General features: G+C 59.8%; 13 protein-coding genes. 7 read left to right on the forward strand and 6 right to left on the reverse strand.

Annotation, left to right across the window (positions count from 1 at the left end; all coding sequences use genetic code 11):
* The 4 genes from AAIH70_RS28905 to AAIH70_RS28920 are packed head-to-tail and all read right to left on the reverse strand — an operon-like array spanning window position 1 to window position 4,437.
* On the reverse strand, window positions 1-849 hold the full coding sequence (locus tag AAIH70_RS28905) for an ABC transporter ATP-binding protein (RefSeq protein ID WP_132281404.1): 849 nt from the start codon (window positions 847-849) through the stop codon (window positions 1-3).
* Window positions 842-1,756: an ABC transporter permease gene (locus AAIH70_RS28910; protein WP_132281407.1), complete on the reverse strand. Its 915-nt coding sequence runs from the start codon at window positions 1,754-1,756 to the stop codon at window positions 842-844. Before AAIH70_RS28910 ends, AAIH70_RS28905 begins: the two co-directional genes overlap by 8 nt.
* Window positions 1,757-2,818, reverse strand: a complete 1,062-nt coding sequence (locus AAIH70_RS28915) for an ABC transporter permease (RefSeq protein ID WP_132281410.1) — start codon at window positions 2,816-2,818, stop codon at window positions 1,757-1,759.
* A gap of 26 nt (window positions 2,819-2,844) precedes the next feature.
* Window positions 2,845-4,437: an ABC transporter substrate-binding protein gene (locus tag AAIH70_RS28920; protein WP_245519419.1), complete on the reverse strand. Its 1,593-nt coding sequence runs from the start codon at window positions 4,435-4,437 to the stop codon at window positions 2,845-2,847.
* Window positions 4,438-4,554: 117 nt separating this feature from the next.
* On the opposite strand from AAIH70_RS28920, the gene AAIH70_RS28925 reads away from it, so the two are divergent.
* The 3 genes from AAIH70_RS28925 to AAIH70_RS28935 are packed head-to-tail and all read left to right on the forward strand — an operon-like array spanning window position 4,555 to window position 7,355.
* Entirely contained in the window at window positions 4,555-5,280 is a 726-nt protein-coding gene (locus tag AAIH70_RS28925; RefSeq protein ID WP_132281413.1) for a GntR family transcriptional regulator, read from the forward strand.
* 13 nt (window positions 5,281-5,293) lie between these two features.
* Complete coding sequence (locus tag AAIH70_RS28930; protein WP_132281467.1) at window positions 5,294-6,202, forward strand: dihydrodipicolinate synthase family protein; 909 nt, start codon at window positions 5,294-5,296, stop codon at window positions 6,200-6,202.
* Window positions 6,203-6,215: 13 nt separating this feature from the next.
* Window positions 6,216-7,355 (forward strand): mandelate racemase/muconate lactonizing enzyme family protein, encoded by a 1,140-nt coding sequence (locus tag AAIH70_RS28935; protein ID WP_430037423.1) that lies wholly within the window; start codon window positions 6,216-6,218, stop codon window positions 7,353-7,355.
* Window positions 7,356-7,605: 250 nt separating this feature from the next.
* On the opposite strand, the gene AAIH70_RS28940 is transcribed toward AAIH70_RS28935, so the two are convergent.
* Together AAIH70_RS28940 and AAIH70_RS28945 are read right to left on the reverse strand one after the other, a co-directional pair.
* Window positions 7,606-8,232, reverse strand: coding sequence for a GDSL-type esterase/lipase family protein (locus AAIH70_RS28940; RefSeq protein ID WP_132281419.1), 627 nt, complete (start codon window positions 8,230-8,232; stop codon window positions 7,606-7,608).
* A 69-nt stretch (window positions 8,233-8,301) separates the two neighbouring features.
* A complete protein-coding gene (locus AAIH70_RS28945) occupies window positions 8,302-9,210 on the reverse strand; it encodes a 2-dehydro-3-deoxygalactonokinase (protein ID WP_132281422.1) in 909 nt (302 codons plus the stop codon).
* A 117-nt stretch (window positions 9,211-9,327) separates the two neighbouring features.
* Here AAIH70_RS28945 and AAIH70_RS28950 point away from each other — a divergent pair, with 117 nt between their 5' ends.
* The 4 genes from AAIH70_RS28950 to AAIH70_RS28965 all read left to right on the forward strand — a co-directional run bounded on the left by AAIH70_RS28950 (window position 9,328) and on the right by AAIH70_RS28965 (window position 13,695).
* On the forward strand, window positions 9,328-10,236 hold the full coding sequence (locus tag AAIH70_RS28950) for a dihydrodipicolinate synthase family protein (RefSeq protein WP_430037426.1): 909 nt from the start codon (window positions 9,328-9,330) through the stop codon (window positions 10,234-10,236).
* Entirely contained in the window at window positions 10,233-11,399 is a 1,167-nt protein-coding gene (locus tag AAIH70_RS28955) for a mandelate racemase/muconate lactonizing enzyme family protein (protein WP_430037429.1), read from the forward strand. The genes AAIH70_RS28950 and AAIH70_RS28955 overlap by 4 nt, the downstream gene beginning before the upstream one ends.
* Window positions 11,400-11,423: 24 nt before the next feature.
* Window positions 11,424-12,695, forward strand: coding sequence for an ABC transporter substrate-binding protein (locus AAIH70_RS28960; protein WP_430037431.1), 1,272 nt, complete (start codon window positions 11,424-11,426; stop codon window positions 12,693-12,695).
* 73 nt (window positions 12,696-12,768) lie between these two features.
* Window positions 12,769-13,695, forward strand: a complete 927-nt coding sequence (locus AAIH70_RS28965; protein ID WP_132281434.1) for a carbohydrate ABC transporter permease — start codon at window positions 12,769-12,771, stop codon at window positions 13,693-13,695.
* Window positions 13,696-13,704 lie beyond the last annotated feature (9 nt).

The following is a 13,704-nucleotide window of genomic DNA, read 5'->3' on the forward strand; positions in this document are numbered from 1 at the left end:
TCAGTTCTCCAGCCATGCCGGGTCGCGACGCAGAACTTCCAGCCTGTCCTTCGGATTGTCGAGGCTTGGAAGCGCGTTGAGGAGACCGCGTGTGTAAGGATGTTGCGCCTGATCGAGATCGGCTGCGGCGATCGTTTCGACCACACGGCCCGCATACATGATGATGACGCGGTCGCAGAAACTGCGCACGAGATTGAGATCGTGGCTGATGAAGATCAGGCCGATATTGCGCTCCACCACGAGATCGTCGAGGATCGAGAGAACTTGCTGGCGCACCGTCACGTCGAGTGCGGAAGTCGGCTCGTCGGCGATGATCAGCGATGGCTGGGCGATCAGCATCATCGAGATCATGATGCGCTGGCCCATGCCGCCGGACACTTCATGCGGATAAAGATCGAAGACCCGTTCCGGATCGCGGATGTTGACCCGTTCCAGCATGGCAAGGGTTCGGCTGCGTGCCTCCTTCGGCGTGGCGCGTTCATGCAGGATCACCGTTTCGGAAATCTGTTCGCCCACGGTCATCACCGGGTTCAGCGAATATTTCGGGTCCTGCAGGATCATGGCGATGCGGCGTCCGCGAATGGCGCGCATCTCTTCCTCGGTTGCCGTCAAAAGATCGATATCCTCGAACTGCATGCGGCTGGCTTCTACGATCGCCTGCGGCGGTTGCAGTCGCATGATGGCGCGGCCGGTCGTGCTTTTGCCCGAACCGGATTCGCCGATAATGCCGATTTTTTCGCGGCCGACGCTAAAGGACACGTCGCGCACTGCGGTGGTGACGCCGGACAAAGTCGGGAACTCGACGGACATGCTTTCGACCGTCAGAATTGTGTCGGATGTGTTAGCCATTGCGGGGATCCATGATATCGCGAAGCCCGTCGCCGAGCAGGTTGAAGGCAAGGCTGACGGTCAGGATCGCGATGCCCGGAACCGTCGTCAGCCACCATGCGTCGAGCAGATACTGTCGGCCGGATGCCGCCATTGCGCCCCACTCGGCCATCGGCGGCTGGGCGCCTAGCCCAAGAAAGCCGAGTCCGGCGGCTGTCAGGATGATGCTCGACATGTTGAGCGTGAGACGCACGATGATGGAGGGTGCGCAAAGCGGCACGATATGGCGCAACAGGATGCGTCCGGTGCCGGCGCCCTGCAGTTCTGCGGCGATGACGAAATCCGCATGACGGAAGGTCAGGGTTTCGGCACGCGCCAGACGCGCGATCGGCGGCCAGACGGTGAGCGCAATGGCGATGACCGCGTTTTCGATGCCGGGACCAAGTGCTGCCGAAAACGCCAGTGCGAGAACGAGGCTCGGGAAGGAGAGAAAGATATCGGTGATGCGCATCAGCACGACATCCACCCAGCCGCCGAGATAACCGGCAGTGGCGCCGATGACGAAGCCGATCGGTGCGACGATGACGGTGACGAGGATAGTGATATAGAGCGTCGTGCGCGCCCCATAGATCAGCCTCGAGAAGACATCACGCCCGAACTCGTCGGTGCCGAACCAGTGCACTGAGGAGGGCGCCTGCAATGCGATGGCGAAATCCTGCGTGAAGGGATCATGGAAGGCGATGACAGGCGCCAGCGCCGCGACGACCACGAGCAGAAAGACGACCGCAAAACCTGCGAACGCCAGAGGGTTTGCAAGAAGGCTCAGCCAGGCGAGATAGATGCTGTGCAGTCTGGCCTGACGCGCAGAGGTGAATTCCTCGCTGATCAGCCAGTCATGCAGATTTGAGAAAGTGCCGGACTTTGCCATTTAGCGGGTCCTCGGATCGATGAAGCGGTAGACAATGTCGGAGAGCAGGTTGATGGCGATCGAAATGATGCCGATCAGAAGCACGCTGCCGAGCACGGCGTTCATGTCGGCGAAAAAGAGTGCCGAGGTGAGATAGGAGCCAAGGCCGGGCCAGGCGAAGACGGTTTCGATCAGCACCGTGCCGTCCAGCAGGCCGCAATAGGCAAGCGCGATAACGGTCAGGAGTTGGACGCGGATGTTGCGAAACGCATGCCGCCAGACGATCGGGCGTTGACCAAGGCCCTTGGCGCGCGCAGTCAGAATGTATTCCTGCCGCATCTGCTCGAGCATGAAGCTGCGCGTCATGCGGCTGAGATAGGCCATCGACGCGTAGCCGAGGATGACGGCCGGGGCGATGATGTGATGCAGCGCACTGCGAAACACATCCCAATGACCACCAAGGGCGGAATCGATCAGGATGAAATTCGTGCGCGCCTGCACGATGCCCTCGTCATAGAGATAGATGCGGCCACCGGGTGGAATGGCGCCGAGATAAGCGTAAAAAACGAGAATGACGATGGTGCCGAGCCAGAAGATCGGCGTCGAATAACCCAACAGCCCGACGACGCGGGCGACATGGTCGACCCATGTTCCCTTGCGCACGGCGGCAATCACCCCGAGCGGGATGCCAAGACCTGCGCCGATGATCGTTGCCAGCGTTGCCAGTTCGATCGTGGCCGGAAAGACGCGGGCGAGATCCTTCGAGACGGGCTGTTTGGTGATGATAGACTGGCCAAAATCCAGATGGACGACATCACTGAGATAACCGGCGAACTGGACATAGATCGGCCGGTCCAACCCCATTTCCTTGTAGACGCGATCATAGGTGGCCTGATCCGCCTGATCGCCGATCACCGCGATGACGGGATCGGCGGGGACCATGCGGCCGACGGTGAAGGTGATCATCATCAGGCCCAGCAGGGTCGTCAGGATCACCACGAACGAGGTCACGACCTTGCCTGCAGCTTTTGGAAGCGCGGATTTTCTGGGCGCAGAGGTCTCTGAGGTCTGGATAATGCTCATGCCGCTATCCTTGAAATTTTATGAGGTCACTCGGACTTGGTCACTGTGTCCCAGCGGGTCAGCCATGTCGGGTGGCCGACATACCCCTTCACTTCGTTGCGAACCGCTTTCGGATCGGTGCGTTGGAAAGAGGTGACGAGTGCGGGGGAGGCGCGCAGATAGGCCTCGTTGATCCGTGCGTAAAGCGCGTCGCGTTTTTCCGCGTCGGTTTCATGCGCGGCCGCAATGACCATGTCCTGAATATCTTTGGGAACGTCCCAGGCGGATCGCCAGGCCACCAGTCCTGCCAGCTTCGAGTCGTCGGCATTGTTGGCATTGGTGGCGTAGGATTGCAGGACCGCATGCGGATCGGGCAGGCGCTCGCCGGTGCGCGACGAGAAAAGTTCGAACTGTCGGGCGCGAAATTTTCCGATCTGGTCGCCGATCTGCAGGTCGAGCTTGATGCCGGCCTTGGCGGCATTGTTCTGGAGCGAAATGCCGACTTCGGATTCCGGCGTGCCGGGCTGGGCGAAATAGACCTTCGAAAAGCCGTCGGGATAACCCGCTTCGGCCAGCAATTGCTTGGCCGTGTCGATATCAAGCTTGTACGGCATCGCGTCCGACGCGCCGGGCAGGCCGGCCGGGATGATGGTCTGCTGTTTGGTGCCGTAATATTTCATCACGGAATTGGCCAGACCGTCATAATCGATGAGATATCGGAACGCCTCGCGGACCTTGGGATTGGATAGGATCTCGTCCTTCTGGTTCAGTGCCAGATAATAAAATCCGAAGCCCGGTACCTTCTGGACGGTCACCTTGCCGTCTCTCTCAAGACCGGCAAGGTCCGTCGATGACAGGCGGGTGGCAATGTCGACGTCGCCGGCGTCGATCTGCAGGCGCTGCGCCGACGATTCCGGCACGTGCCCCATATAGACGCGCCGCATTGCGGGCATGCCCTTCCAGTAATCCTTGAAGGCATCGGCGATCAGAAGCTGATTGGAGCGCCAGGTGACGAGTGAGTAGGGGCCGGAGCCCGCGTCTGCCGTCTGCAGGTAGTTGCGCGCCCAGTCGCCGTCCTTCTCCTTGGTGGCGAGAAACACGCTGTCGACGATGGAGGTCGAATAGCTGGCAAGGGAGTAGAGGATGAGATTGGGGTTCCAGACTTCCGGCGTCTGCAGCACCAGCGTGTGGTCGTCTTCCGCCCGGATCAGTTCATCCACGTTTTTTGCCGAAAATCCCCATTGGCGAAGGTCCGTAGAGGGCGCGAGGCCCAGCTTGACCAGCCGATGCAGTGACCATTCGACATCGCGTGCCGTCACCGGATTGCCCGAATGGAAGGTCACGCCCTGCCGGATCTTGAAGGTGAAGGTCTTGCCATCCTCGGAGATCGTCCAGCTTTCCGCGAGGGATGGCTGGGGATCGGCGATGTTGTCGGGCGGCAGGGCGATAAGGCGGTCATAGAGGTTCGCAACCACCTCTGCCGCTTCCAGCTGATTGATCTCATGCGGGTCGAGGCCGCGCATCGTCGTCATCATGATCGCGATGACAAGCTCGTCCTTCGGTGTCGCTGCCATGGCGGCGGGACCGACGGCCGTTACGGTCATGGCGCACGCAAGCAGCGCACGTTTCAACATCTTCATATCTACCTCCCAAGGCTCCTCAACCTCGCCATATCGAAATTTCAGTATCGACATGGATTTCAAATCTGATATATCAAGTTTCACACAAATTGATCCTCGTCAACGGATTTTCGGAAAATGACCGCTGCCAACCCCTCCGCCGCAAGCCCATCCGCTTCTGGCCAGGCCGAATTCGAAAAAATCGACGCCAGCTTCCAGATGACGGTGCGCGATCATGTTCATCGCGCCATGCGCAGTGCCATCATTTCGGGGCGTTTTCAGCCCGGCCAGAAAATCAACGAACGTAATCTCGCCGAGCAGTTCGGGGTCAGCACGACGCCGATCAAGGAAGCCCTGCGCCAGCTCGAGACGGAAGGACTGGTGGAGGCGCTGCCGCGTCGCGGCGTGGTCATTCGCTTCAGCATGTCCTGGGCAGAGGAAATGATTCTTGCGCGCGCCGCGCTGGAATCGATGATCGCGCATCTGGCGGCAAAGCGTATCGATGAAAAAGGCAAGGCCGCGCTCTCGGTGATTGCCAATCGCATGAAGGAAGCAACCGCCTCCGGCGATGCCGACAGCCTGATTGCGCTCAACGAGACGTTTCACGATCACGTCCACAGAAGTTCGCAATGCGGCTATCTCGCCAAGCTGATCGAGCGGCAGCAGTTTTATGACGCCAGCATTCGCCGCGTCATTCATCTCGATCCAACCGAACGGCAGAAGGCGCTGGACGAGCATGTTGCCATTGCCGAGGCGATTGCCGCAGGCGACGCCGACAAGGCGGAGCGGACCATGCGCGACCATGTCGTGCGATCCGGCGACACGTATCTGAGCATCGTTTTCAAGAAAAAGGGAGAGGTCTGACGTGAGTGATAAAATGAAAACCGTCAGGAAGGCGCTAACCGGAATTTCCGGTGTTCCGGTGACACCTTACAGGGGCGACGGCTCGATCGATGTTGCCAAGCTGAAGACGTTGATCAAGGGAATGGCGCAGGCGCGGGTGCACAACCTGATGGCCGCCGGCAACACGGGCGAATTTTTCACCCTGACCATGGATGAGGTGCGGGAGGTGCATGCCGCGACGATCGAGGCTGCGGATGGCAAGGCGCTGGTCAGCGCCGCTGTCGGCCGCTCGTTGACGGAAGCGAAGGCGCTTGCCAAGGATGCGATCGCCGCCGGTGCCGATGCGATCATGGGTCATCACCCGATGGATCCGTTTGCCGGTCCGTCCTATCAGGCCGGCTATTTCCTGGAACTGGCCGATTTTTCGACGGTTCCGGTCATTGCCTATGTCCGCAGCGACGGTTTTTCGGTCACCGATTTCCGAAAACTCGCCCTTCATCCCAATATTGCCGGCATCAAGTTCGCATCGCCGAACCTCATGCTTCTGTCGGAGGTCATTCGCTCCACGCAGGATGCGCCAGCCATCTGGGTCTGCGGTCTTGCCGAAGGATGGGCGCCGGCTTTCTACGCCATGGGCGCTCGCGGTTTCACATCGGGCTTGGTCAACGTCTTTCCGGAACGCTCGCATGCCGTCCATCAGGCGCTAGAAGCGGGGGATTATGCCCGTGCGCGTGCCCTGATCGACGGCATTGCCGGTTTCGAGATGTTGCGCACCAAATACAATAACGGCGCCAATGTCACGGTCGTCAAGGAAGCGCTCGGCATGCTCGGCACTGATGTTGGGCCGGTGCGTCTTCCCGGCGTGGTCGCGCTCAACGACGAGGAGCGAAGCATTCTTCGCGGCATCGTCGATCGTGTCAAAGCCGAAGCGCTGGCTGCCTGATCGGAGAAATGACGTGCATATTACCGGTATCAAGACCTACATGCAGCGCGTGGATGAGCGTCCGCGCCTTCTTCTGAAGATAGAGACGAGCGAAGGCATTTCCGGCTGGGGGGAATGTTACAATCACGGCCCCGACTGGGCGCTGCCGCCGCTTCTCGACTATCTTTTCCACCAGATCGAGGGAGAAGATCCGCGCCGGGTCGAATTCCTCGTGTTGAAACTCAATCAGCAATGCCGCTTTCCTCCCGGAGCCCTCGGTCTTGCCGCGATTTCCGCAATCGACCATGCCTTGTGGGATATCGCCGGCAAGGCTGCGGGGCTTCCCGTCTACATGTTGCTCGGCGGCAGCGTACGTGATCGCGTGCGGGTCTATTGCGGCGTCTATACCGCACCTGATCCCGAACAGGTGCTTGAGCAGACGCTGAAGCTCAATGCGGATTATGGCTATACCGCCTTCAAGCTTAGTCCCTACCGCCGCGACCTGCATTCAGGCCGCTGGGGTGAGCTGGTGAAGGAGACCGGCGACTGGTTCGGTCGCATCCGCGAGATCACGCCTTCGCATTTCGAATTCGCCTTCGATGCGCATGCCAAGATTTTTGAGCCCTACAAGGCCGTCCAGCTTGCCGCGGCCATAGCGCCGAATGATCCGATGTTCTACGAGGAGCCGATCCGCCCGGAACATATCCCGGCATGGAAGGAATTGAAGTCGAAGGTGAACGTGCCGCTCGCCACCGGCGAGTCGCTTTATAATCGCTTCGAATTCCTCAATCTGTTGACCCAGCAGGGCGCAGATATCATCCAGCCGGATATCTGCGTGGTCGGCGGCGTGTCGGAAATGCGGCGTATTGCGACGATCGCAGAGGCCCACTACGTCACGGTCGCACCGCACAACCCGATGGGACCATTGGCGACTGCCGTCAATGTTCACTTCTGCGCGGCGCAGCCGAATTTCCATGTTCTGGAATTCAAGCCGCATGGCCACGCGCCCTGGGCACTCGACCCGTACATGCCGGTCGATGGTCATATGGAACTGCGTCCTGATCGCCCAGGCTGGGGTATCGAGGTCGATGAAAAGGTGCTCGAAAAGGACGATTATGTCCACTGGGAGCGTAAGGTCACCCGCAAGCCGGATGGCTCAACGGCGTATCCATAAAGAGCCGAGAAGTCACGGTTACCTCAGCGCCGAAAATCAGCGACTGAGGTAACCGAAAAATCTGATTGCCGCTGCTTAAACAAATACACCGTCTGATGGCCTTTGATATTCGACATTTTCCATAATGGAGCTTTGCGTTTCAACCGGGGGTTTACCATCCAAAGAGACGCTTTCGCAGATGCTTAGCAGATCTGAGCCTTTGATCGACGGTTCGCATCCGCTCAAGAGCTTAGTGACGCCGGCTCGTGCCCTAATTAAGGAGACCTTGAACTCTCCTGATGGCTGATGACCAAACAGCGTATCCCGCCGCATTCATGTGGACTAGGTCGGGCAGATAATATCTGAACATCGGCAGGCAGTTCTCGCCAATCAGCCCGGTGCTGGCCTCGATCCATGTCGTGTTCTCGCGCTCCGTGCACCAGTCGCGGGCCAATTGATTGAACTCCGCGAATTCGTGGCGGTAGATCCAGCGTGCCGGGCTGTCCTTAATCGACAAAACGAATACCTCGGATTGCGGCAGCATCTCAGAAACTCGGTCGCGCAATCCCTTGAGATGCCGAAAGGTCGTCTGAGCCGTAAGGCCGTCGCTGGCTATGTCGTTTTCGCCGAAATAGAGCACGATTTTGCCCGGCTTGAGAGGTGCCAGAAGCTGGTCCAGATAATGGATGCCGGAGAGAAACGTGCCCCCGCCAAAACCCAGATTGACGACGTCGAGAGACCCGAGATCCTCCGCGATGGAATTCCAGATCCGGAAGGAAGATGACCCGTAGAAGGCGATCGGATCAGCGGGAAGGCCGAGCCGCTCCAGCCGTGCCAATACGGTGATGATATCGTTTTCGTGTCGGCTCGTGCAGATGCTGGCGGGGAAATCGTACATGTCGGTCCTCAAGCGAATGGTGGGGCAGCGCATTGCCGACCATTGCGACGTCGCGCTGCGCGCCAGGGTTCATGAACGCGTATGGCGCAGCACATCCATGGCGCCACGGGTCAGCACGTCGTCGGCGCCCATGACGATGGCCAGTCCGAACACTTCCGCAGCGATGACGTAAAGATCGTTCAACCCGTCATTGCCGACGATCGTCGCTTCGTCACCGGGCGAATACCAGCCGGATTCGCGCGCCTGCCGGAATTCCTGTCCGATCACCATGCCGTGGACGTAGGAGCGCAGCTGATCGCCGGAGAGCTTGCCCGCAAGGCCGCCCGTTCGCGCCGAAAACAGCAGGGACAGCATGGCGCCGGAGTTCTTCGCTTCCTCGAGACCCCAGCGGTATGCTTGCGGATCGTTGACAACAGGCTGCGTCGCTCCGCGCGCGATGAACGAATGGTTCAGCAGCAGTGCAAAGATTTCGCCTGTCACGAATGTCTGGAAGCCGTCGATCCGGCCTGCCTTGACCTTTGCCCATTTGCTGTGTGTTCCGGGGATGATCACCGTTGCATCGCAGTCCAGCCCATGACCCACGACCTGGGTTTCCTCGCCGCGCATCACGTCGGGGAAGGGGCGGCGCGCGGGATCGGTCAGCCCCGGCAGAAGCACCAGTTCCGAACCGTTCGGCAGAACCATCCGCACCGTGCCGCGTGCAAGCTCTGCCGGACCGGCCGGGCAGGGCACATAGGGAATTTCGACCCAGCCATTGCGGCTGGTGATCATGCCAAGCGCGACGACCGGCGAGGCGCCGTGGGCGGAAAACCAGGGGTCAAGCGCTGTCATGAGTGCGGCCTCATGGTCGCCTTTTCCGAGCGACGAGATGCCCTGTGGCGTTTCCAGACTGTCGAGTTCTTCGCCGTCATTGCCGACGAGTACCGCTCTCAGCGACGCTGTTCCCCAGTCGACCACAATCGATGCTGCGTTTCCCATGCAATAAGCCTCCTCCGCTCGTTTCATCTTGGGGCTTGTCATAAGGCGTCACTGCGTATAGTGTCAATCTGTGAGTTTATAGTGCCACGATATGATACTTTATTGGGAGGTGAGGAAATGGTAGCTGGTCTGAAGGGCATCTTGCCCGTCCTGCCGACACCCTTTTTGGCGAATGGGTCCGTGGATGAGGCAGGCATGTCGCGGCTGGTGCAGTTCGCTCTCGAGCAGGGTGTTGATGGCGTCGTGTTTCCGGGCTTTGCCAGCGAGGTGGAAAACCTTGATGCCAACGAGCGCGCCAGGCTTTTGAAGATCGTGGTGACCACTGTGGCCGACCGGGTGCCGGTGGTGGCCGGTGCCAGTGCCGCCGATTGGCGCGACGTGGTTGCGCATGGTCGCATTGCGGCAGATCTCGGCATCCGTTACCTGATGGTGCAGCCGCCGAAATCGGTGGGCACCGATGCGCAGGCGCTGATCGAATTTCTACGCAAGATCGTCGAAGCGCTGCCGGAGGTGGAGATCATCCTTCAGAACGCGCCAGCGCCGCGCGGTTCCGACCTGTCGCCACAGGCAATTGTCGAGATCATCGAAGCGCTTCCGCAGGTCGCCTATGTGAAGGAAGAGACGCTTCCAGCCGGCCCGGCGATCAGTCATATCATTGCGCACGCGCCCAAGACGCTGAAGGGTGTGATCGGCGGCGGTGGTGCGCGCTATATTCTCGACGAATATGCCCGCGGCGCGACTGCCGCCATGCCGGCGCTGGAGATTGCCGGAGAGCATGTTGCGATCGATCGGGCGCTTGTTGCCGGCAGGCGGGATGAAGCGCGCAATATCTATGTGCGCACCCTGCCGCTTCTGGTGTTGCAGGCGGTTTACCGCATGCGGCTGACAAAGCATGTACTTGTGCGGCGTGGCGTGATCGATGGTGTGGGTGTTCGCGCGCCGACACCTGATCTCGATGCGGCGGCAATCGCCGATATCGATGGCAATCTGGTGGAGCTCGGTCTGCTTTCTGCGGAGGCCGCATGAACAGCCCCATTTCGACGGTCGAGGTTTTTACGCTCACGCAGCCGCGCAAGGTGCCCTATCTCGGCGCATTGAGGGAAGGTGAAGTGGTCAATGCGAACGGCTACATCGTTCGCAAGGGCAATCGCACGGTCTATCCCACTTTCGACCGCAGCGTGCTGGTCCGCATGACGACCGAGGCCGGCATTGTTGGCTGGGGCGAAACCTATGGCATTGTCGCGCCGGGCGCGGTGGCGGCGTTGATAAACGATCTTCTTTCCGGTTTCGTTATCGGCCGAGATGCGACGGATCCTTCTGCGATCTACGACGATCTCTACGACATGATGCGCGTGCGCGGTTATACCGGCGGCTTTTACGTCGATGCGTTGGCAGCGCTTGATATCGCGCTCTGGGATATTGCCGGCCAGGAAGCGGGCAAGTCCGTGCGCGATCTGTTGGGCGGCGGGGTCGAAAGTTTTCCGGCTTATGTGTCCGGCCTGCCGGAAAAGACGCTGCAGGCGCGCGGCGAGCTGGCGAAATACTGGCAGGATCGCGGCTTTGACGCCTTCAAGTTTGCGACGCCGGTGGCCGATGACGGCCCGGCGGCCGAAATGGAAAACCTGCGTAAGGTTTTAGGCGTTGACGCAAAAATCGCTGCCGACATGCACTGGAACCAGACGCCGGAGCGGGCGCTGGAGCTAATTGCCGAAATGGCGCCGTTCTCTCCGTGGTTTGCCGAGGCGCCGGTGTGGACCGAGGATATCGCAGGTCTCGAAAAGGTTTCCAAAGGCACCCATATCCCGATCGCCGTCGGCGAGGAATGGCGCACCCATTGGGACATGCGCGCCCGGATAGGGCGTTGCCGCATCGCCATCGTGCAGCCGGAAATGGGTCACAAGGGCATCACCAATTTCGTTCGCATCGGCGCGCTGGCAAGCGAACACGGCATCGACGTGATCCCGCATGCCACCGTCGGCGCCGGTATCTTTCTGGCGGCCAGCCTGCAGGCGTCGTCGACACTACCGACGCTTAAAGGACACGAATTCCAGCATTCGATCTTCGAGCCGAACCGTCGCCTTCTTTCCGGCGACATGGATTGCCGCGAAGGTCGCTATTACCTGCCATCAGGGCCGGGAATAGGGGTGAAGCCGTCGGAGGCGGCGCTCGCGCTACTCGAACGTATCTGAATTGGTTCTTTGGAGGAGGAAACCATGAACAAGAGAGTGAAAAAACTGGCGCTCGGCGCCGCGACTGCAACCGTGATAATGATGAGCAGCCTTGGCCCCGCCATGGCCGACACCGTGCTGAAATTCATCTCGTGGCAGACCGATGACGCCGGCACTGGCGAATGGTGGCATTCGGCAATCGCCGAATTCGAAAAACAACATCCCGGCGTCAAAATCGAATTCACCAAGGCGGAGCGCAGTTCCTACGCGGACACGATGACGACGCTGTTTGCGGCCAACCAGCCGCCGCAGATCGTGCATCTCGCATCCTTCGAATTCCAGATGTTTGCCGATAGCGGCTGGCTGGAACCGCTCGATCCGTGGCTGAAGAAGGACGGCGTCGACATGACCGGCTGGGCCGGCCAGAAGACATGCGAATGGAACGGCGAAACCGTCTGCATCATGACCAATTATTTCGGTTTCGTCATGGCCTATAACAAGAAGATTCTGGATGCTGCCGGCATCGCCGTGCCGAAAACCTACGACGAGTTTCTTGCCGCCGCCAAGGCCACCACCAAGGATCTCAATGGAGACGGCATTGTCGACCAGTTCGGAACCGGCCATGAAACCAAGGGCGGTCCGGGCCAGTATCTGACCGAAATGCTGAACTACATCATCGATGCCGGCGCTTATTGGACCGATAAGGACGGCAATATCACCATCGATACGCCGCAAATGGTCGAGGGCCTGACGCGCTGGAAAACCGTGATGAAAAGCGGCATCAGCCCGGTCGACATGAGCGCCAGCGATGTGCGCAAATTGTTTGCAGACGGCAAGATGGCCATGCGCCTGGATGGTCCATGGCTCTATGGCACTACCGAAAAGGGAACGGCCAAGAGCGATATCGTCTACGCCGCGCCACCGCTGACGCCGCCGCTCGGCGGCTCGTCGAATGTGCTGGCCATGCCGTCCGACATTCCCGACGATCAGAAGCAACTTGTCTGGGATTTCATCAAGCTGACGATGACACCTGAATTCCAGCGCAGTTATGCGACGATGGGTGGCAATACGCCGCCAAGCCCGAAGGCCGATGTATCGGGCGTCGAAAAGACCATTCCGCATTTCCCTGTTCTGCTGCAAACGATGAAGGCGGCGTCCGAAAAGGGCATCGACCGGGTGCCGATCGGGCTGGAGCTCTATTACAATGAGTTCAGCAAGATGATCATGGAAGAAACCCAGCGGATGATCATTCAGGATCTCGATCCGGCGGAAGTGGCAAAAACCATGCAGTCCAAGGCAGAAAGCATCAAGGGCTGATCCGTTTCGAGATCATGGCCCGCCGTCTCGCGGGCCATGGACATCACGAAAGCATCCGGCAGGAGAACCATTCATGACCGACACCGTTCGGGCGGGGCGGGGCAAGTTCTTTGACCTTGCGCGCCCCAGCCGTCAGCATCTTCTCGGCTACATCCTTATCGCGCCCGCGGTGCTGATGGTTGCCGCCATCATCGTCTGGCCGCTGATCCTGGCGATCGATCTGTCGTTCCAGCAGGTCAAGATCCCTCGGCTTGGCGGCGCCAGCCGTCCGTTCTCGCTCAACAACTACACCTGGCTGTTTTCCTCGGAGGAATTCTGGCTGGCCTGCTGGGTCACATTCAAGCTTGTGGTGGTCGTAACAGCTGGCAGCGTCGCCGTGGGGTTGAGTACGGCACTACTTGCCAACAACCGCTTCAAGGGCCGCACCGTGGCGCGTCTCGGCATCGCACTACCCTGGGCGGTGCCAGAAATCATCGCGGTCGTCATCTTTGCCTGGATGTTCGACACCTCTTTCGGCCTGTTCGGCTGGCTGGCGATCCAGCTCGGCTTCTCCGACCAGATGATCCCGTGGGTCAGCAGTTCGACGGCGGCCTTCTGGGCGGTGGCGATCACGATGGTGTGGAAGGGCTTTCCCTTCGTGTCGATCATGTGCCTTGCCGGCCTACAGTCCATTCCATCCGACTACTACGCCGCCGCCAAGGTGGATGGTGCCAGCGTCTTTCAGCGTTTCCGCTGGATCACCATGCCGCTTCTGATGCCGGTTCTGGGCGTCACGCTTGTCCTGACACTGTTGTGGGTGTTCCGCGACTTCTCGATCATCAAGGTGTTGACCGGCGGCGGTCCGCTGCGCTCGACGCAGACGCTGTCGATCATGACCTACGACCAGGCCTTCCAGTACCACAACTTTGGCCGTGCCGCGGCCGTCGGCGTGCTGACGCTGGTCATCTGCATCATCGCCAGCCTGCTGATGCTCGGCCGGCGCTCGAAATCAATCTATTGAGGAGGCCTC

The organism is Neorhizobium sp. BT27B (genome assembly GCF_050455485.1).
Taxonomy (GTDB): Bacteria; Pseudomonadota; Alphaproteobacteria; order Rhizobiales; family Rhizobiaceae; genus Neorhizobium.

Excerpts from the sequence above, each read along its gene's own strand:
- AAIH70_RS28905 (WP_132281404.1), bottom strand. The coding sequence starts at position 849 with ATGGCTAACACATCCGACACAATTCTGACGGTCGAAAGCATGTCCGTC.
- AAIH70_RS28910 (WP_132281407.1), bottom strand. The coding sequence starts at position 1,756 with ATGGCAAAGTCCGGCACTTTCTCAAATCTGCATGACTGGCTGATCAGC.
- AAIH70_RS28915 (WP_132281410.1), bottom strand. The coding sequence starts at position 2,818 with ATGAGCATTATCCAGACCTCAGAGACCTCTGCGCCCAGAAAATCCGCG.
- AAIH70_RS28920 (WP_245519419.1), bottom strand. The coding sequence starts at position 4,437 with ATGAAGATGTTGAAACGTGCGCTGCTTGCGTGCGCCATGACCGTAACG.
- AAIH70_RS28925 (WP_132281413.1), top strand. The coding sequence starts at position 4,555 with ATGACCGCTGCCAACCCCTCCGCCGCAAGCCCATCCGCTTCTGGCCAG.
- AAIH70_RS28930 (WP_132281467.1), top strand. The coding sequence starts at position 5,294 with ATGAAAACCGTCAGGAAGGCGCTAACCGGAATTTCCGGTGTTCCGGTG.
- AAIH70_RS28940 (WP_132281419.1), bottom strand. The coding sequence starts at position 8,232 with ATGTACGATTTCCCCGCCAGCATCTGCACGAGCCGACACGAAAACGAT.
- AAIH70_RS28945 (WP_132281422.1), bottom strand. The coding sequence starts at position 9,210 with ATGGGAAACGCAGCATCGATTGTGGTCGACTGGGGAACAGCGTCGCTG.
- AAIH70_RS28950 (WP_430037426.1), top strand. The coding sequence starts at position 9,328 with ATGGTAGCTGGTCTGAAGGGCATCTTGCCCGTCCTGCCGACACCCTTT.
- AAIH70_RS28955 (WP_430037429.1), top strand. The coding sequence starts at position 10,233 with ATGAACAGCCCCATTTCGACGGTCGAGGTTTTTACGCTCACGCAGCCG.
- AAIH70_RS28960 (WP_430037431.1), top strand. The coding sequence starts at position 11,424 with ATGAACAAGAGAGTGAAAAAACTGGCGCTCGGCGCCGCGACTGCAACC.
- AAIH70_RS28965 (WP_132281434.1), top strand. The coding sequence starts at position 12,769 with ATGACCGACACCGTTCGGGCGGGGCGGGGCAAGTTCTTTGACCTTGCG.